Source organism: Amycolatopsis thermalba (assembly GCF_023376025.1).
In the GTDB taxonomy this organism is placed as follows: domain Bacteria; phylum Actinomycetota; class Actinomycetes; order Mycobacteriales; family Pseudonocardiaceae; genus Amycolatopsis_E; species Amycolatopsis_E thermalba.
Map to the genome: position 1 here is coordinate 2567939 of NZ_CP091196.1, position 20877 is coordinate 2588815.

The 20877-nt window shown below is 71.9% G+C and carries 19 protein-coding genes and 3 pseudogenes; 15 read left to right on the top strand and 7 right to left on the bottom strand.

Annotation, left to right across the window (positions count from 1 at the left end):
* Nucleotides 1–22 precede the first annotated feature (22 nt).
* The 5 genes from L1857_RS12635 to L1857_RS12655 all read left to right on the top strand — a co-directional run bounded on the left by L1857_RS12635 (nucleotide 23) and on the right by L1857_RS12655 (nucleotide 5771).
* Complete coding sequence (locus tag L1857_RS12635) at nucleotides 23–1213, top strand: homogentisate 1,2-dioxygenase (RefSeq protein WP_094004869.1); 1191 nt, start codon at nucleotides 23–25, stop codon at nucleotides 1211–1213.
* Nucleotides 1183–2043 (top strand): hypothetical protein, encoded by an 861-nt coding sequence (locus L1857_RS12640; protein ID WP_116110072.1) that lies wholly within the window; start codon nucleotides 1183–1185, stop codon nucleotides 2041–2043. Before L1857_RS12635 ends, L1857_RS12640 begins: the two co-directional genes overlap by 31 nt.
* Nucleotides 2040–3221 (top strand): fumarylacetoacetase, encoded by a 1182-nt coding sequence (gene fahA / locus L1857_RS12645; RefSeq protein WP_249465173.1) that lies wholly within the window; start codon nucleotides 2040–2042, stop codon nucleotides 3219–3221. Before L1857_RS12640 ends, fahA begins: the two co-directional genes overlap by 4 nt.
* Before the next feature lie 197 nt (nucleotides 3222–3418).
* Nucleotides 3419–4990 (top strand): molybdopterin-dependent oxidoreductase, encoded by a 1572-nt coding sequence (locus L1857_RS12650; RefSeq protein WP_240323113.1) that lies wholly within the window; start codon nucleotides 3419–3421, stop codon nucleotides 4988–4990.
* A gap of 112 nt (nucleotides 4991–5102) precedes the next feature.
* Nucleotides 5103–5771: a fasciclin domain-containing protein gene (locus L1857_RS12655; RefSeq protein WP_094004872.1), complete on the top strand. Its 669-nt coding sequence runs from the start codon at nucleotides 5103–5105 to the stop codon at nucleotides 5769–5771.
* Between the two features lie 130 nt (nucleotides 5772–5901).
* Here L1857_RS12655 and L1857_RS12660 read toward each other — a convergent pair whose 3' ends face one another.
* The gene (locus L1857_RS12660) at nucleotides 5902–6285 is read right to left on the bottom strand and encodes a hypothetical protein (protein ID WP_162830996.1); all 384 of its coding nucleotides are present in this window, start codon (nucleotides 6283–6285) and stop codon (nucleotides 5902–5904) included.
* Nucleotides 6286–6367: 82 nt separating this feature from the next.
* Here L1857_RS12660 and L1857_RS12665 point away from each other — a divergent pair, with 82 nt between their 5' ends.
* The 4 genes from L1857_RS12665 to L1857_RS12680 all read left to right on the top strand — a co-directional run bounded on the left by L1857_RS12665 (nucleotide 6368) and on the right by L1857_RS12680 (nucleotide 9813).
* Nucleotides 6368–8137: a caspase family protein gene (locus L1857_RS12665; RefSeq protein ID WP_162830995.1), complete on the top strand. Its 1770-nt coding sequence runs from the start codon at nucleotides 6368–6370 to the stop codon at nucleotides 8135–8137.
* A gap of 104 nt (nucleotides 8138–8241) precedes the next feature.
* Nucleotides 8242–8394 carry a hypothetical protein gene (locus L1857_RS12670; RefSeq protein WP_162830994.1) on the top strand — a complete coding sequence of 51 codons (153 nt, stop codon included), beginning with the start codon at nucleotides 8242–8244 and terminating at the stop codon, nucleotides 8392–8394.
* 686 nt (nucleotides 8395–9080) lie between these two features.
* A complete protein-coding gene (locus tag L1857_RS12675; RefSeq protein WP_158224409.1) occupies nucleotides 9081–9218 on the top strand; it encodes a hypothetical protein in 138 nt (45 codons plus the stop codon).
* 379 nt (nucleotides 9219–9597) lie between these two features.
* Nucleotides 9598–9813: a hypothetical protein gene (locus tag L1857_RS12680; protein WP_094004875.1), complete on the top strand. Its 216-nt coding sequence runs from the start codon at nucleotides 9598–9600 to the stop codon at nucleotides 9811–9813.
* 27 nt (nucleotides 9814–9840) lie between these two features.
* Here the strand turns inward: L1857_RS12680 and L1857_RS12685 are convergent, their stop codons facing one another.
* The 3 genes and pseudogenes from L1857_RS12685 to L1857_RS12695 form a co-directional block, all read right to left on the bottom strand.
* Nucleotides 9841–10557 (bottom strand): anti-sigma factor, encoded by a 717-nt coding sequence (locus L1857_RS12685; protein ID WP_249465175.1) that lies wholly within the window; start codon nucleotides 10555–10557, stop codon nucleotides 9841–9843.
* 125 nt (nucleotides 10558–10682) lie between these two features.
* Nucleotides 10683–11626: pseudogene (locus L1857_RS12690) on the bottom strand (class I SAM-dependent methyltransferase); the annotation flags it as partial.
* A 136-nt stretch (nucleotides 11627–11762) separates the two neighbouring features.
* Nucleotides 11763–12482: a FadR/GntR family transcriptional regulator gene (locus tag L1857_RS12695; protein ID WP_094004877.1), complete on the bottom strand. Its 720-nt coding sequence runs from the start codon at nucleotides 12480–12482 to the stop codon at nucleotides 11763–11765.
* A 146-nt stretch (nucleotides 12483–12628) separates the two neighbouring features.
* On the opposite strand from L1857_RS12695, the gene L1857_RS12700 reads away from it, so the two are divergent.
* The 4 genes and pseudogenes from L1857_RS12700 (at nucleotide 12629) to L1857_RS12715 (ending at nucleotide 16276) form a co-directional block, all read left to right on the top strand.
* Nucleotides 12629–13822 (top strand): fumarylacetoacetate hydrolase family protein, encoded by a 1194-nt coding sequence (locus L1857_RS12700; RefSeq protein WP_116110066.1) that lies wholly within the window; start codon nucleotides 12629–12631, stop codon nucleotides 13820–13822.
* 83 nt (nucleotides 13823–13905) lie between these two features.
* Nucleotides 13906–14729 (top strand): annotated as a pseudogene (locus tag L1857_RS35680) (NAD(P)-dependent oxidoreductase).
* Nucleotides 14730–14745: 16 nt separating this feature from the next.
* Nucleotides 14746–15561 (top strand): annotated as a pseudogene (locus tag L1857_RS12710) (aldehyde dehydrogenase family protein); the annotation flags it as partial.
* Nucleotides 15562–15802: 241 nt separating this feature from the next.
* The gene (locus tag L1857_RS12715; protein WP_240323112.1) at nucleotides 15803–16276 is read left to right on the top strand and encodes an aldehyde dehydrogenase family protein; all 474 of its coding nucleotides are present in this window, start codon (nucleotides 15803–15805) and stop codon (nucleotides 16274–16276) included.
* 30 nt (nucleotides 16277–16306) lie between these two features.
* Here the strand turns inward: L1857_RS12715 and L1857_RS12720 are convergent, their stop codons facing one another.
* Both L1857_RS12720 and L1857_RS12725 read right to left on the bottom strand, forming a co-directional pair.
* The gene (locus L1857_RS12720; protein ID WP_116110065.1) at nucleotides 16307–17473 is read right to left on the bottom strand and encodes an MFS transporter; all 1167 of its coding nucleotides are present in this window, start codon (nucleotides 17471–17473) and stop codon (nucleotides 16307–16309) included.
* A gap of 58 nt (nucleotides 17474–17531) precedes the next feature.
* Entirely contained in the window at nucleotides 17532–18110 is a 579-nt protein-coding gene (locus tag L1857_RS12725) for a TetR/AcrR family transcriptional regulator (RefSeq protein WP_094004882.1), read from the bottom strand.
* A 173-nt stretch (nucleotides 18111–18283) separates the two neighbouring features.
* Between L1857_RS12725 and L1857_RS12730 the strand changes: the two genes are divergently transcribed.
* Both L1857_RS12730 and L1857_RS12735 read left to right on the top strand, forming a co-directional pair.
* A complete protein-coding gene (locus tag L1857_RS12730) occupies nucleotides 18284–19165 on the top strand; it encodes a MerR family transcriptional regulator (RefSeq protein WP_094004883.1) in 882 nt (293 codons plus the stop codon).
* Between the two features lie 60 nt (nucleotides 19166–19225).
* Nucleotides 19226–19996: a crotonase/enoyl-CoA hydratase family protein gene (locus L1857_RS12735; RefSeq protein WP_094004884.1), complete on the top strand. Its 771-nt coding sequence runs from the start codon at nucleotides 19226–19228 to the stop codon at nucleotides 19994–19996.
* Here L1857_RS12735 and L1857_RS12740 read toward each other — a convergent pair.
* The gene (locus tag L1857_RS12740; RefSeq protein WP_094004885.1) at nucleotides 19993–20706 is read right to left on the bottom strand and encodes a GAF and ANTAR domain-containing protein; all 714 of its coding nucleotides are present in this window, start codon (nucleotides 20704–20706) and stop codon (nucleotides 19993–19995) included. The genes L1857_RS12735 and L1857_RS12740 overlap by 4 nt on opposite strands.
* Nucleotides 20707–20877: the final 171 nt, after the last annotated feature.

The window sequence follows — 20877 nt, forward strand, 5'->3', positions numbered from 1 at the left end:
GGACCGGCAAGGAGGCGAGGTCATGGCGTACTACCGGCAGGTCGGTGCGGTTCCCCCCAAGCGGCACACGCAGCACCGCACGCCCGAGGGCGGCCTGTACTACGAGGAGCTGATGGGGGAGGAGGGCTTCTCCAGCGACTCCTCGCTGCTCTACCACCGCAACATCCCGTCGGCGATCGTCGATTCGACCGTCTGGGAGCTCCCGGACCTGACCACCGAGGCCAACCACCCGCTCCGGCCGCGGCACCTCAAGCTGCACGAGCTGTTCCCGGGCGAGGAGTGGAAGTCGCACGACGTCGTGACCGGGCGGCGGCTCGTGCTCGGCAACGGCGACGTGCGGATCTCCTACGTCGTCGCCGGGGAGGCGTCGCCGCTGTACCGCAACTCGATCGGCGACGAGTGTGTCTACATCGAGTCCGGTGAGGGTGTCGTCGAGACGGTGTTCGGCGTGCTGCCGTTCCGCCAGGGCGACTACGTGATCCTGCCACGCGCCACGACGCACCGCTGGGTGCCGGACGGCCCAGTGCGCGCGTACGCGATCGAGGCGAACTCGCACATCACGCCGCCGAAGCGGTACCTGTCGAAGTACGGCCAGCTGCTGGAGCACTCGCCGTACTGCGAGCGCGACCTGCACGGGCCCACCGAGCCGCTGCTGGTCGAGGGCACCGACGTCGAGGTGCTGATCAAGCACCGCGGCAGCACCGGGATTGTCGGCACCCGGTTCGTCTACCCGCAGCACCCGTTCGACGTCGTCGGCTGGGACGGCTGCCTGTACCCGTACACCTTCAACGTCAGCGACTTCGAGCCGATCACCGGCCGCGTGCACCAGCCGCCGCCGGTGCACCAGGTGTTCGAGGGCCACAACTTCGTCGTCTGCAACTTCGTGCCGCGCAAGGTGGACTACCACCCGCTGTCCATCCCGGTGCCGTACTACCACTCCAATGTGGACTCCGACGAGGTCATGTTCTACTGCGGCGGCGACTACGAAGCGCGCAAGGGTTCGGGCATCGGGCAGGGCTCGATCTCGCTGCACCCGGGCGGCCACTCGCACGGCCCGCAGCCGGGCGCCTACGAGCGCAGCATCGGCGTCGAGTACTTCGACGAGCTGGCGGTCATGGTCGACACGTTCCGGCCGCTGGAGCTGGGCGAGGGCGGCCGCGCGGCCGAAGACCCGGCGTACGCGTGGACCTGGGCCGGGCGGGGGCCCCGGTGAACACCGTGAACCTGTTCCGCGGATTCCTCGACGACGCGGCGGTGTTCCCGCCCGGGCTGAAACCCCTGGCGCGGGCGGTGCCGGACCACGCCACGCACCTGCGTGCGGGCTACGGCGAGCTGGTCGGCCCGCTGGTCCTGGCGGCGCCCGCGCTCGCCGAGCTGGACGCGGTCGTCTCCGAGCCGCTGGACCTGGCGGTGACCGCGCCGGGTGGCCCGGCCCAGCTGCCGGACGCTCTGGGCCGGGCCGCCGACCTGCCGGTGCGGCTGGCCGGGTTCGAGGTCGCGATGCCCGCCGAGTCGTCGGTGCCGGAGTTCTTCCGCGCGCTGGAGGTCGCCGGTGACGTGCCGGTGTTCGTCGAGGTGCCGCGGGACTCCCGCCGCGCCGAGGTGATCGCGACCTGCGCGAAGACCGGGCATTCGGCGAAGTTCCGCACCGGCGGGGTGCAGGCTTCGCTGTATCCGGGCGAGGCGGAGCTGGCCGCGGCGGTGCTCGCCGTGGTCCGCGCGGGCGTGCCGTTCAAGGCGACGGCCGGGTTGCACCACGCGCTGCGCAACACCGACCCGTCGACCGGGTTCGAGCAGCACGGTTTCCTGAACCTGCTGCTGGCGACGGCGGCAGCCCGGTCCGGCTCGTCCGAGGACGAGCTGGTCGCGTTGCTGGCGGAGCGGGACGGATCCCGGGTGGCCGAGCTGGTGTCCGAAGTGGACCCGGGTGCGCGCGAGTCGTTCCGCTCGTTCGGGACCTGCAGCATCGACGAACCGGTGGCCGAGCTGGTGGACCTCGGACTGGTCCCGGCTTCGGCGCTGGATGGAGGAGTGACGGCGTGACCACGATCGACATCCCCGAGGGGTCGCTGTTCGGGCTGGACAACCTGCCCTACGGCGTGTTCTCCACGCGCGGGAGTGCACCGCGGGTCGGCGTGCGGGTCGGCGATTCGGTGGTCGACCTGGCGGTGGCCCTGGGCGAGGAGGTGTTCGCGCGGCCGTCGCTGAACGCGTTCATGGCGCAGGGGTACGACCGGTGGGTCGAGGTGCGGTCGCGGATTTCTGCGCTGGTCGCCGGGGACGTGCCCGCGGAGGCGGTGTTCGGAGTGTCCGAAGTGGAGCTGCACCTGCCCGTCGAGGTCGCGGACTACGTGGACTTCTACGCGTCCGAGCACCACGCGTCCAACCTGGGGCGGCTGTTCCGGCCGGACGCCGAGCCGCTGATGCCGAACTGGAAGCACCTGCCGGTGGGCTACCACGGGCGGGCCGGGACGGTCGTGGTGTCGGGGACGGACATCGTGCGGCCGTGCGGGCAGCGGAAGGCGCCGGACGAGCCGTCGCCGACGTTCGGGGAGTGCCGCCGGCTGGACATCGAGGCCGAGCTGGGGTTCATCGTCGGCGTGCCGTCCGGGCTGGGGACCGCGGTGCCGACGGAGGACTTCGCGAAGCACGTGTTCGGCGCGGTGCTGGTGAACGACTGGTCGGCGCGGGACATCCAGGCCTGGGAGTACGTCCCGCTGGGCCCGTTCCTGGGCAAGAGCTTCGCCACGTCGATCTCGCCGTGGGTGGTGCCGCTGCTGGCGCTGGAGGCCGCGCGCGTGCCGACGCCGGAGCAGTCGCCGGTGCCGTTGCCGTACCTGCGGGAAAGCGAGCCGTGGGGGCTGGACGTCGCGTTGTCGGTGTCATGGAACGGGCAGGAGGTCAGCCGCCCGCCGTACCGGGAGATGTACTGGTCACCGGCGCAGATGCTGGCGCACATGACGGTCAACGGCGCGTCGTCGCGCACGGGCGACCTGTACGCCTCGGGCACGATCTCCGGCCCGGCGAAGGACCAGCGGGGCGCGTTCATCGAGCTGACCTGGGGCGGCAAGGAGCCGGTCACGGTCAACGGCGAGGAGCGGACGTTCCTCCTGGACGGCGACGAGGTGGTCATCTCGGCCACCGCCCCGGGCCAGGCGGGCCGCATCGGCTTCGGCGAGGTGCGGGGCCGGATCCGGCCGGCCACGGAGGCCAAGCGCTGAGGCGAGGGCACCCCGGCTCGCGCTGGGGTGCCTCCCGGCGGTGACCGCTCGATTCACCCGGATCAACGAAAACGGTTGAGCTCCCAGGCGTCCGGCAGCGGCCGGCCGGTGCTCGTGACGGCGGTCACAGTCACCACCATTCCGGGCGAATTCGGCGCGGCACCAATACTCGCGGGCCTCCGTGGCGAATGCCGAGTATGGCTGAGACCGGAACACCGCCGCAGGCACCGTCCGCTCCACCCGAACGGGTGCGGCTGAGAGCGTGGGTGGCCGCGCTGTGCGGCGTGCTGGCGCTGGTCGCGGCGCTGGCGGCCGGGCACCTCGTCGCCGGGTTGATCGCGGTGAACGCCTCGCCGTACCTGGCGGTGGGCAACGGCGCGATCGATCTGACGCCGGTGGAGCTGAAGGACTTCGCCGTGCGCACCTTCGGCACCTACGACAAGCTGGTGCTCCTGGCCGGCATGGCGCTGGTGCTGGTCGTGGTGTCCGCGCTGGCGGGGCTGGCCTCGCGCCGTTCGGTGTGGCCGGGCGCGGTGGTGATCACCTTGTTCGGTGTCGTCGGCATCGTCGCGGTCGCCGCCCGGCCCGACCTCGGCGCGGCGGCTCTGCTGGCACCGCTGGTGAGCCTGATAGCCGGCGCCGCGGTGTTCGTGGCGCTGCACCGCGCCGCCCGTCCCCGGGCGGTTTCCGCCGCTACGGGCACGTCGCGGCGGGCGTTCCTGACCACCGGGGCCGGCGTGGTGGTGGGCTCGGCTCTGGCCGGGGTGGGCGGTCAGGCACTGGCCGGCTCGAAGAACGCGGCGGCGTCGCGGGCGGCGGTCGGCCCGCTCGTCCCCGCGCGGACGGCACCGGCCATCCCGGCCGGCACCGATTTCGCCGGGCTCGGCACCCCGTCGTTCCTGACGCCCAACCCCGAGTTCTACCGGGTGGACACGGCGCTGACCGTGCCGCAGGTGCGCGCCGAGGACTGGTCGTTGCGGGTGCACGGCATGGTCGGCCGGGAGAAGCGGTACAGCTACCAGGACATCCGCGACCGCCCCCTGGTCGAACGCACGATCACGATGACGTGCGTGTCCAATGAGGTCGGTGGTGCCTACGTGTCGACCGCGAACTTCATCGGCATCGACTTGGCCGATCTGCTCGAGGAGGCCGGTGTCCAGCCGGGCGCGGAGCAGTTGTTCGCCACCAGTGTGGACGGCTGGACCTCCGGCACACCCGTGCCGGCGGCCCTGGACCGCGAGCGTGGCGGAATGCTGGCGCTGGGGATGAACGGTGAACCGCTGCCCCTGGAGCACGGGTTTCCCGCGCGCCTGGTCATTCCCGGCTTGTACGGGTACGTGTCGGCCACCAAGTGGGTCACCGATCTGGAGGTCACCACCTGGCGGGCGCGGCGGGCGTACTGGCTCAACCGCGGCTGGGGCGAGCAGGCTCCGATCAAGACCCAGTCGCGCATCGACTTCCCCAAGGGTTTCGCCACCCTTCCGGCCGGAACGGTGCGCATCTCCGGGGTGGCGTGGGCGCAGCACACCGGCGTCGCCCGCGTCGAGGTGCGCGTGAACAACGGACCCTGGCAGGACGCGACGCTGTCCCGTGAGGTCAATGTGGACACCTGGCGGATGTGGTACGCCGAGATCACGGTTCCCGCGGGCACCCATCAGGTGAGCTGCCGGGCAACCGACCGATCGGGCTACACGCAGACGCAGGAGCGCGTCGGCACCGTTCCCGACGGCGCGACCGGCTGGCACACGATCTCCTTCACCGCCAAATAAAAAAAATCGAGCCCGGTCCAATCCGGAACCCGGGCACCGCCGAATACCCGATGACAGCAGGGCGCGCATCCACTCGCGTGGCCCCGCCAATCCCGAAATGGAGTGATTCCTCGTGAAGACTGCCCGCTACGCCGGAGCCGGCCTCGCCGCCGCCGCGATGTTCTCCCTCGCCGCCTGCGGCAGCAGCGGTGACGACTCCGCCTCCAGCCCGAGCAGCCCCACCACGGCGCCCTCGGGCTCGATGTCCGCGCCGATGACCAGCGGCGCGGCCACCGGTGTGACCACCAACGCCGACGTGTTCGGTCCGGCCTGTGGCCAGCTGCCGCAGGGCAACGCGCCGGGCTCGCTGGACTCGATGGGCCCGCAGCCGGTGGCCAGCGCGGCCTCCACCAACCCGCTGCTGACCAAACTGGTCGCCGCGGTCAAGGCGACCAACCTGGTCGACACCCTCAACAGCCAGGAAGCCATCACGGTGTTCGCCCCGGCGGACAGCGCCTTCCAGGCCCTGGGTGACGCGAAGTTCAACGAGCTGGCCCAGAACCCGTCCCAGCTCGCCCCGATCCTGCAGTACCACGTGCTGCCGCAGCGCTACGACGCCAAGGGCCTGCAGGACGCCGCCACGGCCCAGACGCTCAACACCGACGGCGGCTCGGTCAAGATCGCCGGCAGCGGCGAGAACATGACCGTCAACGGCGCCAAGGTGCTGTGCGGCAACATCCCCACCAAGAACGCGACGGTCTTCGTCATCGACACCGTCCTCACCCCCGGCACGAACAAGTAAGAACCCGGCAGTACCACTCCGAGCCCGGACCGCCCTCACGGCGGTCCGGGCTTCGGTCATGTCCGGGACCAGCGTCTGGCACCGCCTCCCGGCGAACCGCCGATGCCCCTCCGAGCACGGCCGTTGCTGATCAGTTCTGGCGGTCCTGCCGAACTGCGGTGATGAACGCGTCCACCAGTTGCTGTTGCTGCGCGGGTTCGGCGTCGGACAGTTCCAGGACGTGGTCATCGATGGTGATGCTCACCCGGCGGCCCCGCCCCCGAGTGATCCACCCTCTCACGATCTGGGTGAGCCCCGTCAGCGCGGCGCTCAGCACCGCCGAGTCGGCGAGGGCGACCACCAGGCCGCCGACGCTGTCCACGCTTCCTTTGGCGCCATCGGGGGCATGTCCGTCGCGCGCATATTCGACGTCGTCGACGTCGGCAGCCAGGAGTTCGTTGCGGAGCAATCGGGTCAAACGTTCTCGTTCTTCGAGATCGCCGTCCTCGGCCTCGACCTGCACCACCGCACGCACCAGCACGTCCTTTCATCCGGAACGACCCCAGGATGCCACAACCGGCAACGAGCTGATCACGGAACTTGTACGATCGTCGGCGTTGACTGCTCGGAAGCGGAGGTTCGGCGCGGTGGGGGAGCGGAGGATCGGGCTGGTCATCACGACCGACACCTACGCCGACGAAACGTTCCGCCAGCTCGACGCGCCGAAGGCAGACGCTGAAGCGCTCCAGGCCGTCCTGGCGGACCCGCGCATCGGGAGGTACGACGTCACTCTGCTGCACAACGCAGCCGAGCATGAGGTCCGTATCGCGATCGACGACCTGTTCTCCGAAGCCCGGCCCGACGATCTGGTGCTGCTCTACGTCTCGGGGCACGGCGTGAAGGGCGATGACGGCCGGCTGTATTTCGTCATGCGGAACTCGAACTCGCGGCGGCTTCAGTCTACCGCCATCGACGGGGACTGGGTGCGCGAGCAGATGGAGCGCAGCCGTTCCCGCCGCATCGTGGTGCTGCTGGACTGCTGCTACGCGGGTGCGTTCCTCGTGAATTCACGGCACAGGACGGGCGAGCGTGTCGACGTGGTGCCCCAGTTGCGCGGACGGGGCCGGGCGGTGATCACCTCGTCGTCCGCAGTGCAGTATTCGTACGAGGTCACCGCCGGTGCGACCCCGACCGTGACCGGGTCCGCGACACCGTCGATCTTCACCGGGGTGTTGGTCGAGGGCCTGCGCACCGGTGATGCCGACAAGGACAACGACGGCCTCGTTGATGTTGAGGAGTTGTACGACTACGTCTACGACCACGTTCGACAGTCCGGTTCCCCCCAGCGACCGCAGGCCGAGTTCGGCATCGAGGGCACCCTGTACATCGCAGCTTCCCCGGTGCCGGGGACCAGCGGTTCTCATCCGGCCGACGTCGTCGACCTGGTCGCCGGCAATTCGAACCTGAAGCTGGCGCTGCTGGAGGGAATCGAGCTGCGTGGAGGGGCGGGCGAAGGTGACGAGGAGGTGCTCGCGCGCCTGGCCGGTGACCCCGAGCCGGCAGTGGCCGCGCGTGCTCGAGCATTGCTGACCGGGCCCTTGTGGGCGGGTGCCGATCCGCTGCCGGGAACCGAGGGCCACCCGATGCCGGGGCAATCAGGGCTGGTCGAGTGGGCGAGGACGACGGCTACGTCCTTGACGACGGGCGGTGCATCCGCGACGGCCGGCAGTAGAACGGCGGGAGATGAACTGGGTGCTGCGGCGGCATGCGCTGTCTTCGCCATCGGTGTGGTGGTCTGGTTCTTCAGCGTGCTCGCCCCGTTCGTGCTGGGAAGCGCGTTCGGTCGGATAACCGACCTCACGGGGCTCGGAATCGGCAACATCGCCGCGCTGGTCGTGAGCGTGTTCGTGGTCGGCCTTTCCTTGTCCGGTGTCGCGTCGTTCTGGTGGACCCAGGGGGACTTGGACATCTACCCCTCGCAACGACTACTTCCCGGCCTCCTCGTCGCTGGTTCCGCCTCGGCGGGTGTGATGGGCACCGGTTGGCTCGGCGCCGGTACAGTCACTCTGCTCGGGCTCGCGCTGGCGGGAGCGGTGTTCGCCGATTCCGAGGACGTCTTGGCGCCGGTTCCCGCGATTGCCCTGGCGCTCTTCACCGGGGTGTGTCTCGCCGTGTTCCCGTTGCCGGTTCCCCTGTGGGCGATTGTGCTGGGCATCGCGGCTGTCGCGGGCACCACCGCTGCCATGGTCGAGTTCGCTAAAATGTACTGGACGCTCTGCTTCATCATCTGCGGACTGATGGCGTACCTGCATGTGCAGCAACCGCACTGGCGGTGGCTGGATGAGCTGGGCCGAACCGTGATGAACTGGTTGGTCTGGCGATTCTGATGTCGTGCACCTTGGTGTTGGTCCACTGTCTCATCTCCGGACCTCGCTACGGAGGCGACGCTGGCCCTGATGCCGGATCTGCATTCGACAGCGCCGCGCAGAGCATGCTCGCCGCCGCATCCCGTCTCGAACGCGCCCGGGATCTGCTGCTGGGACAGGAGCCACCGGTCGACGGCGAGGACGAGCAGACCGAGCCAGTGGACTCGCTCGGTGCCGGCAACGAGGAGTCGGCCGCAACCAAGCGGACCTGGCGGTGACCGACGCTTCCGCTGCGTTCACCACCCTCGGCGTGGCGCTGATGCCCAGTGGTGCCCTCGTGCAGGTGATGAAGGCGATGCAGCCGCAATCCGACCATCGCCGAGGTGTTCGACGGCCGAGCGGAGGAGGCGATCCCCTTGGCCTGGGTGCACGAGCACAGGGCGAAGACCTGCCCCATGGCTGCCCGCCTGCCGACGACCGAATTCGCCGAGCTGTTGAGGCTGCACGGCGTACTTCCCGAATGGACAAGGAGCGGTCGGAACATGTCCGCGGCTGCCTCAGCCCCGGACACCGCCCCGCTCTACCTGGGTTACGGCAACGCCTGCCTGTGATTACGCCCGGAATAGGGGCTTCTACGGCTGGTACGCACGTGGGCGCTCAGGTGGCTTGTGAAGCAGCGCGAAGCGGCGGAACATGACCGGAGGTCGCGGATCCAGGCAGCAGTGCTCCGGAAACGGCGTGCGTACGAAGAGCTGAGGCATGCTGCAGCAGGAGTCCGGTCGCACGTCCCCGTCGATTTGCCCAGAAGCGCTTGGGCCGCCGGGCATTTTGGCAGGCGCGGGGACCTCGGCGGCGGTTCTGACCATGGCAACTACGTGCAGCGACGTGACCAACTCATCGAGGCGCATCGGCAGCGGGTGCTCGAGCTGTCGGTGCCGTTACTCGCCGCCGTGGACCGCATACGTTGGTCATCGACGCGATCGGTGCCGGCGAAGTCGACGCTGAGGTCTCGCGGCATTGGGCGTCCGGCGGGGCTCATGGCGTCGTCAGCTACGCCACCGTGGCGACCGAGCTCGGCGCCGTTCTGGGCATGGCGTTCTGAAGAACTGCAGTTGCCCAGGACGTGGCGTCTCGACCAGCTGGCGAGGTCCCGTCGGGCCTGCTGTCGCTGGCGTCGGCAGGCGTGGCCGTCAAGAGTTGATCGCACGCGGTTCCGATCGGCCTGTCGACACCGGCGGCTGGCCGCTTTGGCTTCCCGGACGTACTAGGGATCGACCCTGTTGTGCGTCGTCGCATGCGGTCACGCCGACCAGCCGTCCCCGAGTTGTTCCGGGCCACTCACCGGACCAGCCCGGGGCAAGCCGGCGGGGGGTGGGTGGCGAATCACCTGTAGGCCGCTACGAACCGGGTGTCCACCGTTCGGCACCGCGGTAGCGACTCCAGCCCCTCAGCGGAACCGCCATGTCCATCGTCATCCAGCCGTGTCCCCCGTCCGCTCGGTACTACTCCGAGGTACTGGCCTGCCGGTCCTCGCCGATCCCCTGACCGGCGAGGTCAACCACCAGCTCGTCCGCTCGATGCTCGTCGCGCCCATCGTCGCCCTGCCCGGGCAGTGGCTGGTCCCGCCGCCGGCCGGGCGGTGCCTGCCGCCGTGGGCCGCCGTCGTCGGGGCCGTGCGCCGGACCGGGTCCTGGTGACACACCGGACGATCGCCGGCCAACCGCTCAGCCGAGGAACACCATCGCGGCCGCGGGATTGGTGGGCTGCACGGAGCCCGGCGCGGGTTCGGCGGTGATGGCGACGCGGTTGGTGTCCGGGGGCAGCGCGACGAGCAGCGGCTGCCACTGGTGGGGGGTCTCGGCGGTGAGCACACCGGCCGACCGCGCGCCGGACGGCCCCAGGAGCCAGACCTGGTAGGTGCGAGCCGGATCGAGGGGCGGCAAGCCCGCCAGCACCACAGCCTTGCCGTGGAGGCGGGACGCCACGACCCGGGCCCGGTCCGTGTGGCCGGCGTCGTAGCGCGTGGCCGCGTCCGGGGCGCCGAGCACCGTGTTGACCTCGCTCAGGTGCTGCTGCGCGGCGGCGAACTCGTCGCGTTGCTGGCCGGCCGTCTGGATGCCGAGCCCCGCGGCCACCATCGCCGCCGCGGCGGTGGCCAGGACCGCGGCGCGGGCCATCCGGCGAGCCGTGCGCCGGGACGGCCACGACCGCGGCGCGGACTGGCGCACCCGGGCGACGCTGCGGAGAACCAGCCCCTTCATGCCAGGGGGTGGGGTTCGGGCGGCCGCGGCGGCCAGCCGGGCGGCGGTCGTGCGGAACCCGGCGACCTCGGCCTGGCACGCGGGGCAGCCGACGAGGTGTTCCTCGAAGCGCGCGAGCTCTTCGGGAGGGAGCGCATCCAGGGCGTAGGCGCCGGAAAGCGCGTGCAGGTGGCCGGTCACGTCGGTCCTTTCGCGTCGGTCTGCCACGGCAGCAGGGAGACCACCACCGGTTTTCGCGATTCGGTGCCGCGGCCGCCCCGGATTGCCGGTGTTCCCCGCTCGCCCTCCCCGGTGTCGCGCGCGGTTCAGGGCTTGCCGAGGCCGAACTGGACGACGTCGAGGTACCGGCCGCGGAACCCGGCTTCGGAGTAGGCGAGGTAGAACTCCCACATCCGGCGGAAGGTGTCGAAGCCGAGTTCGGTGATGCGGGGCCAGGCGTCGAGGAACCGCTGCCGCCACAGGCGGAGCGTGCGTGCGTAGGAATCGCCGAGGCTGCGCCGGGTGCCGATGCGCAGCCCGGTGTGGCGGCCGACGGCGTCGGTGATCGCTTCCCGGGACAGCAGCTGCCCGCCGGGGAAGATGTACTTGTGGATCCACGTGTAGGAGTGGCGGGTGGCGAGCATGCGGTCGTGCGGCATGGTGATGGCCTGCAGCCCGATCCGGCCACCGGGAGCCAGGAGCCGGTCGAGCGTGGCGAAGTAGGCGGGCCAGTACTCTTCGCCGACCGCTTCGATCATCTCGACGCTGGCGATGGCGTCGTAGCTGCCGTGGGCCTCGCGGTAGTCGGACAGGACGACCTCCACCCGGTCCGCGACGCGGCCTCGGCGAGACGCTTGCGCGCCAGCGTCTGCTGCTCGGCCGAGATGGTGAGGGTGGTGACCTGCGCGCCGCGCTGCGCGGCGCGCAGGGCCAGTTCGCCCCAGCCGGTGCCGATCTCCCGCAGCCGGGTGCCGTCGCGGACTCCGGCCAGGTCCGGAATGCCGTCGATCTTGCGCCGCTGCGCGGTCGCGAGGTCGTCGGTGTCGCCGGCGAACCAGGCTGAGGAATAGGTCATGGTCTCGTCGAGGAACTCGGCGAACAGCTCGTTGGACAGGTCGTAGTGCCGCGAGATGTTGGCCTGCGCCCCCGAGATGGTGTCGCGTTCGCCGGCCGGTTTGCGGGCGTCGGCGAACCGGCGCAGCGCCTGGAGGGGTTCGGGCACCAGGGTCGCCATGCGCGCGGCGAACGGGGTGCGGACGTCGGCCAGGTCGTCGCCGGGCAGCGGCAGGCGCATCCGGTACCGGCCGTGCACGGGCAGGAACGGCGAGACGGAGAACTTCTTGTCGATTTTTGTATGATAATCGGACCTTAGGGTGGGAGTCGCGTGTCGCGCAAGAGGGCGGGGGTCAGGTGCGGGCCGGGACCGCCTGGTTCTCCGCCAGCAGGCGGTCCCGGTGCCGCATGACGCGGCGCAGGTGGTTCTCGGTGGCGAAGCGGGCGCGTGACGGGTCGCCGGCGGCGATCGCCTCGGCGATCTGGACGTGCTCTTCCAGGGTGTTGGCCGCTTCGGACGGGTATCCGGGCCCGGTGCGGTAGGTGTCGCGCAGGAACCCGTTGAGCGGGCGGATCACCAGGGAGAAGAACGGGTTGCCGCTCGCCTGCGCCACGATTTCGTGGAACCGCAGGTCGGCGTCCAGGAATTCGTCGCGGGCCTCGGGCCGGCCGAGCGCGTCGGCCAGCCGGCGGTTGGCGTCTTCGAGGTCGGCGAGGTGCTGCTCGGTCCGCCGCGCCGCGGCCAGTTGCGCCATCTCGACCTCGAGCACCAGGCGCAGTTCGAGGAGCTGGGCGAACGAGCCCTCGCTGCGGCGCATCAGCAGGCCGTACTGCTCGGCGATGAGCCGTCCGTCCAGCTCCGCGACGGCCATGCCGCGACCGGGCTTCACGGTGACCAGCCCGCGCTGGATCAGCAGCCGGGCCGTTTCCCGCACCACGGTGCGCGACACGTCGAAGCGGCGGGCGAGTTCGGCTTCCGTCGGGAGCCGCTCGCCGGGTGCCAGCCGCACGATCTCGTCCTGCAGCTTGTCCGCGAGGGTTTCCGACAGGCGCTTGTGGAGTGCTTCGGCCATTCGGCGATCGTACGATAAACCGCGCTGCGCGGTTCCTCCTGTGCGCCTCCGTGGCGGAGAATCGGCCCGATTGACGGCATCTTTGTACGATGATAGGACGTTAACGGCGCCCGGATGTGGCGCGCGACGAGGAGGGCTGCCGATCCATGAACCTGCACGCCTACTCCGGGGCCGTGCTCCCCGCCGACGCCGCGCGGGCCACCCTGGTGGCCCGCGTGTTCGATCCCGCGGTCGGCGGGCCGTGCGTGGCGGCGGTCCGGGGCGACCGCGCCGTCGACCTGACCCACGTCGCCCCGACGGTCTCCGAACTGCTGGACCGGCACGACGCGGTCTCGCTCGTCCGCGGGCACCAGGGCGGCGGGCACTGGGAGCTGTCCGCGCTGATCGAGGCCACGCTGCGGCGCGACCGGAGCGTTCCCCACCTGCTCGCCCCGGTCGACCTGCAGGTCCTCAAGGCGGCGGGGGTGACGTTCGTCCGCAGCATGCTCGAGCGCGTGATCGAAGAGCGCGCGAAGGGGGATCCGGGCCGGGCCGAGGAGATCAGGTCCCGGATCGCCGAGGTCGTCCGCGGCCGGATCGCCCAGCTGCGCCCGGGGTCGCCGGAGGCGGCCCGCGTCAAGGACGTGCTGGTCGAGGAGGGCTTGTGGTCCCAGTACCTCGAGGCCGGCATCGGGCCCGATCCGGAGATCTTCACCAAGGCGCCCGTCCTGTCCGCCGTGGGCACCGGTGCCGAGATCGGCGTGCTGGCCCGCTCGACCTGGAACAACCCGGAGCCCGAGCTGGTGCTCGCGGTCAGTTCGTCCGGCACGCCGGTCGCCGCCACCCTGGGCAACGACGTGAACCTCCGCGACTTCGAGGGACGCAGCGCGCTCCTGCTCACCGAGGCGAAGGACAACAACGCCTCCTGCGCGATCGGCCCGTTCCTGCGGCTGTTCGACGACGGCTTCACGCTGGACGACGCGCGAGCCACCGAGGTCGCGCTGGACATCACCGGCAGCGACGGGTTCACGCTGCACGGCGTCAACCCGGTGAGCGAGATCAGCCGGGACCTCACCGACCTGATCCGGCACGCGCACGGAGCCCACCACAGCTACCCCGACGGGTTCGTCCTGTTCACCGGCACGATGTTCGCGCCGATCGAGGACCGCGGCGAACCGGGGCAGGGCTTCACCCACCGGCGGGGCGATGTCGTCGCGATCAGCTCGCCCGCCCTCGGCACCCTGGTCAACGTCGTCACCACCGCGGAAGCGGCCGCGGACTGGACCTTCGGCATCCGGGCGCTGATGGCGAACCTCGCCGGGCGCGGCCTGTTGCGCGGCGCGGTGGAGGTGGGCTCGTGACCCGGGTGGTCGTCACCGATCACGCCTTCGGCGGGGTGGCGGACGAGGCCGCCGTCGCCGAGCGCTTCGGCGCGGAGTTCTCGGTGCACGCCTGCCGCAGCGAGGACGAGACGATCCGGGCCGTGGACGGCGCCGACGTGGCGTTCGTGAACTTCGCCCCGGTGACGGACGCGGTGCTCGCGGCGATGGCGCCCGGCGCGACGGTGATCCGCTACGGCATCGGCTACGACAACGTGGACGTCGCCGCGGCACGGGCGCGCGGGATCTCGGTGGCCACGGTGCCGGACTACGGCAGCGACACCGTCGCCGACCACACCGTCGCCCTGCTGCTGACGCTGCTGCGCAGGATCCCCGCATACGACCGCCGCATCCGCGAGACCGGCTGGTGCGCCCCGCGCGATCTCGGCTCGATCCCCGGCTTCGCCGACACCACGGTCGGACTGGTCGGCCTGGGCCGGATCGGGCTCGCGGTGCACCGCAGGCTCGCCGCGTTCGGTTTCCGCGTGATCGCGCACGATCCCTACGCCGAGCCCGCCGACGGGATCACCCTCACACCGACTTGGACACGCTGCTGCGCGAGTCGCACGCGGTCTCGCTGCACGCACCGCTGACCCCGCGGACGCGGCACCTGCTCGGCGCCGCGGCGTTCTCCCGGATACGCGAAGGGGCGGTCCTGGTCAACACCTCGCGTGGCGGGCTGGTCGACCACGACGCGCTCGCCGGGGCGGTGCGGACGGGCCGGGTGGCCGCGGCCGCGCCGCGGACTCGCCGCTGCGCGATTTGCCGCAGATCCTGTTCACCCCGCACGCGACGTGCTATTCGGACAGTTCGCCGGCCGCGCTGCAACGGCTGGCCGCCGAAGAGGCCGAACGCGCGCTGGCCGGGAAACCGTTGCGCTGCCCCGTGACCGGAGGAGGTGGCCGATGAGCCGCGCGATCGATCCCCGCACCGGAGCCGCGATCGGCCCGGAGATCGCCGACACCACACCGGATCGGATCCGCGACGTGTGTTCGCGCGCGGCGCGGGCCGCGCCGTGGCTGGGCGGGCTCGCCTTCCCGGAGCGCGCCGCGCTGCTCGCGGCTCTCGGCCAGGCGCTGCGCGACCACTCCGACGAGCTCGTGGCACTGGCCGATGCCGAGACCGCGCTCGGCCGGCCGCGCCTCACCGGCGAGCTCGCCCGCACCGCCGCGCAGTTCGACCTGTTCGCGGAGGTCCTCCGGGACGGCGCGTTCTGCGAGGCCACGCTGGACGGTCCCGACCCGCAGGCGGTGCCCCCGCACACCGATCTGCGCCGCATGCTCGTCCCGCTGGGCCCGGTGGCGGTCTTCGCCGCGTCCAACTTCCCGTTCGCCTTCTCGGTGGCCGGTGGCGACACCGCGAGCGCCCTCGCCGCCGGCTGCCCGGTCGTCGTCAAGGCGCACCCCGGGCATCCGGGGTTTTCGGTGCGCACCGCGGAGATCCTGACCGCCGCCCTGACCGACGCCGGTGCCGCCGACGGTGTGCTGACCCTGGTGCACGGCGAGGCGGCGGGCCGGGCCCTGGTGGCGGATCCGGCGGTCACCGCCGTCGCGTTCACCGGCTTGCCCGGCGGTGGCCGCGCCCTGTTCGACATCGCCGTGGCGCGGCCCGATCCGATCCCGTTCTACGGCGAGCTGGGCAGCATCAACCCGGTCGTGGTGACGGCCGCCGCGGGAGCGGCCCGGCCGGACGAGATCGCGGACGGCCTGGCGGGCAGCGCGATGCTCGGCAGCGGGCAGTTCTGCACCAAACCCGGGCTGGTGTTCGTGCCCGAGGCGGCCGGCCTGTCCGGCCGGGTCGCGGAGCGGGTCGCCGCGGCGGAGGTCGCCCCGCTGCTCACCGCGCGGATCGAAGCCGGATTCCGCGAGGGCCTGCGACGACTGCTGAACGTCCCGGGAGTGCGCGCCCTGCTGGACGGGGCGGGAGCCGGCCGGCGGCGGGCACCGGGTGGCCCCGCAGGTGGTGACCGCCGATGCCCGGACGTTCCTGGCCAACGCCGCCGTCCTGACGGAGGAGTGCTTCGGCCCGGTGACGGTTCTCGTCACCTACTCCACCGAGGAGGAACTCGCGGCCGCGCTCGCCCGCGTCCCGGGGTCGCTGACGGGCACGGTGCACGCCGAGCCGGACGACCCCGGCGCCGCCTCCGCCGTGGCGGCGCTCGGCGCCAGGGTCGGGCGTCTCGTCCACAACGGCTGGCCCACGGGCGTGGCGGTGACCTGGTCGCAACACCACGGCGGCCCGTGGCCCGCGACGACGGCCGTCCTGCACACGTCGGTGGGCGCCACGGCGATCCGGCGGTTCCTGCGTCCCATCACCTACCAGGACATGCCCCAGCCGCTGCTGCCCGCCGCGCTCCGCGACGGCAACCCGCTCGGCATCCCGCGCCGGGTCGACGGCGTGCTGACCACGGGCGGGAATGCCGGGCGGACAGGCTGATCCGGCCGCGAACCGCTGCTGCCCGTCCGGTCAGGCGCACGGCTGCATGGCCGGCGCGGGTGCCGGGCGGCGCAGCAGTTCGGGCAGCACGGTCAGCAGGCCGAGGGCCGCGAGCCCGGCGCCCAGCCACAGCGGCGCACGCAACCCGGAGGTCTCGATCACCAGCCCGCCGAGCGAGGACCCGAGGATGACGCCGAGCGTGATGAACGACGAGTGCACCGTGTTGACCAGCGGGCGGGCGTTGCCGGCGCGCTGCACGCGGGTCACCATCGCCGGGTTCATCGTGACGCCGACCAGCCCGATGCCGAGCATCGCCACCACCGCCGGCGCGGGCAGGTCCGCGAGCAGGGCGAACGCGGCGAGGAAGACGAGGTTCAGCGCGAGACCGGTCACCAGGACGGGCACCGTGTGCCGGTCGGCGAGCCGCCCGACGACCAGGTTGCCGACCACGGTGGCCGCGCCGTAGGCGACCAGCAGCAGCGGCACGGTGCTGCCGGCGAACCCGGTGACCTCGGTGAGGATCGGCGTGAAGTAGCTGAACGCGGAGAACGTGGCGCCGATGACGAGCGTGCTGGTGGACAGCGCCAGCCACAGCCGCGGGGTGCGGAACACGCCCAGCTCCTCGCGGAAGGTGCCACCGTCGGCGGACGGCGCGAGCGCGGGCACCCCGGCGAGCGTGGCCAGCGCGGCGGCCGCGGCGAGTGCGCCGATCGCCCAGAACGCGGCGCGCCAGCCGAAGTGCTCGCCGACGACGGTCGCCAGCGGCAGGCCGAGCAGGGTACCGAGCATCAGGCCGTTCATCACCACGGCGATCGCGCGGCCGCGCACCTCGGGGCGGGTGAGCTGCGCGGTCAACGAGACGGCGATGCCGAAGAACGCCTGCGCGGCGACGCCGGTGACGATGCGGGCGGCCAGCATCGTGCCGTAGTCGCTCGCGGTGGCGGCCAGGACGTTGCCGGCCAGGAAGATCGCGAACAACACCATCAGCGCGGTCTTCGGGTTCTGCCGCATCAGGGCGACGGTGAGGACCGGGCCGCCCGCGGCCATCGCGACCGCGAAGGCGGTGATGAGGTAGCCGATCTGCGGAACCGTGACGCCCAGCCCGCCGGCGAGCTGGGGCATCAGGCCGGCCACGACGAATTCGCTGGTGACCATCGCGAACACGCCGAGGCTCAGCAGGTAGATCGCGCGCGGCATGCGCACTCCTTCCATAGACAACTGTTCGTTCCAAAAAGCGGCCCAGCCACGAGGGCTGTCAGGAGAGCAGGGACAACGCCTGGTCCACGGCTTCGTCGAGGCGGCGGGCGTCGTCGGTCTTGCCCACGACGCGGATGCCCTGGACGAACGTGACCAGGAAGCGGGCCAGCGCGCGCGGATCCTTGTCCGCGGCGAGGCCGCCCTCGTGCTGGGCGCGGGTGAGGGTGCCGGCCAGCGCCGCCTCCAGTTCCCCGAAGGCGATGTCCACGCGGCGCGCCGCCTTCGCGTCGCGGGGCAGCAGTTCGGTCGCGGTGTTGGTGACCAGGCAGCCCTTGCGGTCGGTGTCTTCGTGGCACTCGGCGGCGTAGCCGCGGACGAAGTCGCGGACCGCGTCCAGCGCCGGGCCGGGCCGGTTGAGCGCGGTCATCGTCTGGACGCCGCGCATCTCGCAGTACCGGTCCAGGGCGCGCAGGTAGAGGTCGTGCTTGCTGTCGTAGGTGGCGTACAGGCTGGCGCGGTTGACGCCCAGGTGGCCGACCAGGTCCTGCATCGAGGTGGCCTCGTAGCCCTGGCGCCAGAACAGCTCCAGCGCGGCGTGCAACGCGGCGTCGGGGTCGAACTCCTTGGTCCTCGCCATGACCGGGAGCCTAGCGTATTGCCAACCGATCGTTCCAGTAACCCTCGTCCGGACGAGTCACGCCGGCCGGTGATCGAGTTGATCGGCAACCGCGCGCGGCCGTGATGTTGCACAATCGAATGATGGATCCGCCGGTGCGGCGGTGACCGGAAGTCATCGGGAGGCGTGAACTGATGAGCCGCACGGGGCAGGCCGCGCGCGAAGCGGTACCGCCCGAAGCGGTGCTGACCCCCGCCGCGGTGGCGAGCCGGCTCGGTGTCGCGGTGGCGACCCTGCGGAGCTGGGACCGCAGGCACGGGCTGGGGCCGAGCTCCCGCGAACCGGGTCGGCACCGCCGGTACACGGTCGGCGACCTGCGGCGCCTGGAGCGCGTGGTGCACCTGGTGCGTCAGGGCGTGCCGGTGGCGAGCGCGGCCGCGACGGTGAGCGCGGGCGCCACCCTGCCGATCGCCTCGCCCGCCCAGGTCCCCGATCGGGTGGCGAGCCGGCGGCGGCGGTCACTGCGCGGAGCCGCCGAGAAGCTCGACCCGGACGCGTTCCGCCGCATCGTGGTCGGCTTCCTCGACCGGCACGGCACCGTGGACACGTGGCAGAAGCTGCTCGTGCCGTTCCTGCAGGAGCTGGGTGAGCGGTGCGCGGAGCCCGGGGGACCGGTCGAGGTCGAGCACCTCGCGACCGACGGGATCATCGCCGCACTGCACGCCGTCCCGCCGGGACAGACCGGATCGGCGTCGGTGCTGCTCGCGTGCGCGCCCGACGAGCAGCACTCGCTGCCGCTGGAGGTGCTGCGGCACGCCCTCGCCGAACGCGGCCGCGGCACGATCTCACTGGGCGCGCGGGTGCCGCCCCGGTCGCTGCTGACGACGGTCACGATCCGCAAACCCCCGGCGACGGTGGTGTGGGCGCACTCGGCGGAGCTGGCGCGCCAGGTACCCACCGGAGAGCTGACCGGCACGCGCCTGTTCGTGGCGGGCCCCGGCTGGGACGCGGTGCCGCTACCGGACGGGACGCGGCAGTTGCGCACCCTGGCCGAAGCGGTGGAGGCGCTGGCCTGACCGGTGCCCGGCGACGCCGGGCTGAGTGACAAGGCGGCGACCGTGTGACAGCGTGACCGCATGATCGAACCTGCCGTCCGGGTCGAGCGCGCCGGCCCGGTGCACACCGTGATCCTGTCGCGTCCGCACGCGCGCAACGCCGTCGACGGGCCGACCGCCCAGGCCCTGCTGGAGGCGTTCGAGGCGATCGACGCCGACCCGTCCGCCGCGGTCGCCGTGCTGTGGGGCGAAGGGGGCACGTTCTGCGCCGGCGCCGACCTCAAGGCGGTGGGCACCGAGCGCGGCAACCGCCTGGGCGAGGACGGTCCCGGGCCGATGGGGCCGACGCGGCTGCGGATGGGCAAACCGGTGATCGCCGCGGTCGCCGGGCACGCCGTGGCCGGCGGGCTGGAGCTGGCGCTGTGGTGCGACCTGCGGGTGGCCGCCGAGGACGCGGTGTTCGGGGTGTTCTGCCGCCGCTGGGGCGTGCCGCTGATCGACGGCGGCACGGTGCGCCTGCCCCGGCTGATCGGCGCGAGCCAGGCGATGGACCTGGTGCTGACCGGCCGCCCGGTGCCCGCGGACGAGGCGCTGCGGATGGGGCTGGCGAACCGGGTCGTGCCCGCGGGCACCGAGCGGGCCGCGGCGGAGGAACTGGCGGCGGCGATCGCGAAGTTCCCGCAGACGTGCCTGCGCGAGGACCGGTTGTCGCTGCTGGAGCAGGACGGGCTGGACGAACGGGCCGCGATGGCGAACGAATGGCGGCACGGCATGGTCTCCCTGGCCGCCGACGCGACGAGCGGAGCGCAACGCTTCGCGGCGGGCGAGGGCCGGGGCGGATCGTTCGGCTAGTTGCCGTCGTTGATCGCGTTGTTGGTGCCGGTCACCAGCCAGCGGGCGACCTCGTGCAGTTTGCGGTTGGTGTTCTGCGAGGCGCGGACCAGCAGGTCGAAGGCCTGGTCGTCGGTCACCCGGTGGCGTTCCATCAGGATGCCCTTGGCCATCGAGATGACGTCGCGGGATTCCAGGGCGTTGCGCAGCTGCGCCTGGGCACGCGACCCGGCCAGCGCGACGGCGGCGTGCGCGGCGAACAGGCCGCAGACGTGCTCGGCGGACTCGTCGAACGCCTCCCGCGCCGAGGAGAACAGGTTGAGCGCGCCGAGCAGGGTCTTCCCGGTGAACAGGCGGACGGCGAGCATCGAGTTGACGCCCAGCGCGGCGGCGGCGTCGCCGAACTTCGGCCAGCGCACGTCCGCCGCGATGTCGCCGGTGCGGTAGGTGATGTCGGCGAACACCGCGTCCACGCACGGCCCCTCGCCGAGCTCGTGCTGAAGCTCGTCGAGGCGGGCCACCCGGTCACTCGACGGGGCGACGGTCGTCAGGTTCCCCGCTTCGAGCAGGGAGATGCCCGCGTCCTCGGTGCCCGGCACGGTCGTCGCCACCGCGTTGACGATGGTCGCGACCGTCCGCTCGACGTCCGGCTCCGGTTCGAGCGTGCGCACGACGGCGCTGAGCGCGTCCGCGAGCTCGAGGTCGGCGGGCTTGATGAGTTCGTCGGTCACCTGGACAGTCTTATGCATGCGCGCGGGCGGCGACAGAGGCTGCCCCGTCTTTCATCCCAGGGCCCCGCCACGACCCCGGCGAAGGTGGTGAGCCGCCTTGATCCACGCCGCCTCGCGACCGCGTCCTCGTCGTACGCTGACGCCCGTCCGCCGGGCCAGCTCGCCGATCCT

Bases quoted from the DNA above. Each gene is read 5' to 3' on its own strand.
- L1857_RS12635 (WP_094004869.1), top strand. From the start codon at position 23: ATGGCGTACTACCGGCAGGTCGGTGCGGTTCCCCCCAAGCGGCACACG.
- L1857_RS12650 (WP_240323113.1), top strand. From the start codon at position 3,419: ATGGCTGAGACCGGAACACCGCCGCAGGCACCGTCCGCTCCACCCGAA.
- L1857_RS12670 (WP_162830994.1), top strand. From the start codon at position 8,242: ATGCTCGCCGCCGCATCCCGTCTCGAACGCGCCCGGGATCTGCTGCTG.
- L1857_RS12695 (WP_094004877.1), bottom strand. From the start codon at position 12,482: ATGGCCGAAGCACTCCACAAGCGCCTGTCGGAAACCCTCGCGGACAAG.
- L1857_RS12700 (WP_116110066.1), top strand. From the start codon at position 12,629: ATGAACCTGCACGCCTACTCCGGGGCCGTGCTCCCCGCCGACGCCGCG.
- L1857_RS12720 (WP_116110065.1), bottom strand. From the start codon at position 17,473: ATGCCGCGCGCGATCTACCTGCTGAGCCTCGGCGTGTTCGCGATGGTC.
- L1857_RS12725 (WP_094004882.1), bottom strand. From the start codon at position 18,110: ATGGCGAGGACCAAGGAGTTCGACCCCGACGCCGCGTTGCACGCCGCG.
- L1857_RS12730 (WP_094004883.1), top strand. From the start codon at position 18,284: ATGAGCCGCACGGGGCAGGCCGCGCGCGAAGCGGTACCGCCCGAAGCG.
- L1857_RS12735 (WP_094004884.1), top strand. From the start codon at position 19,226: ATGATCGAACCTGCCGTCCGGGTCGAGCGCGCCGGCCCGGTGCACACC.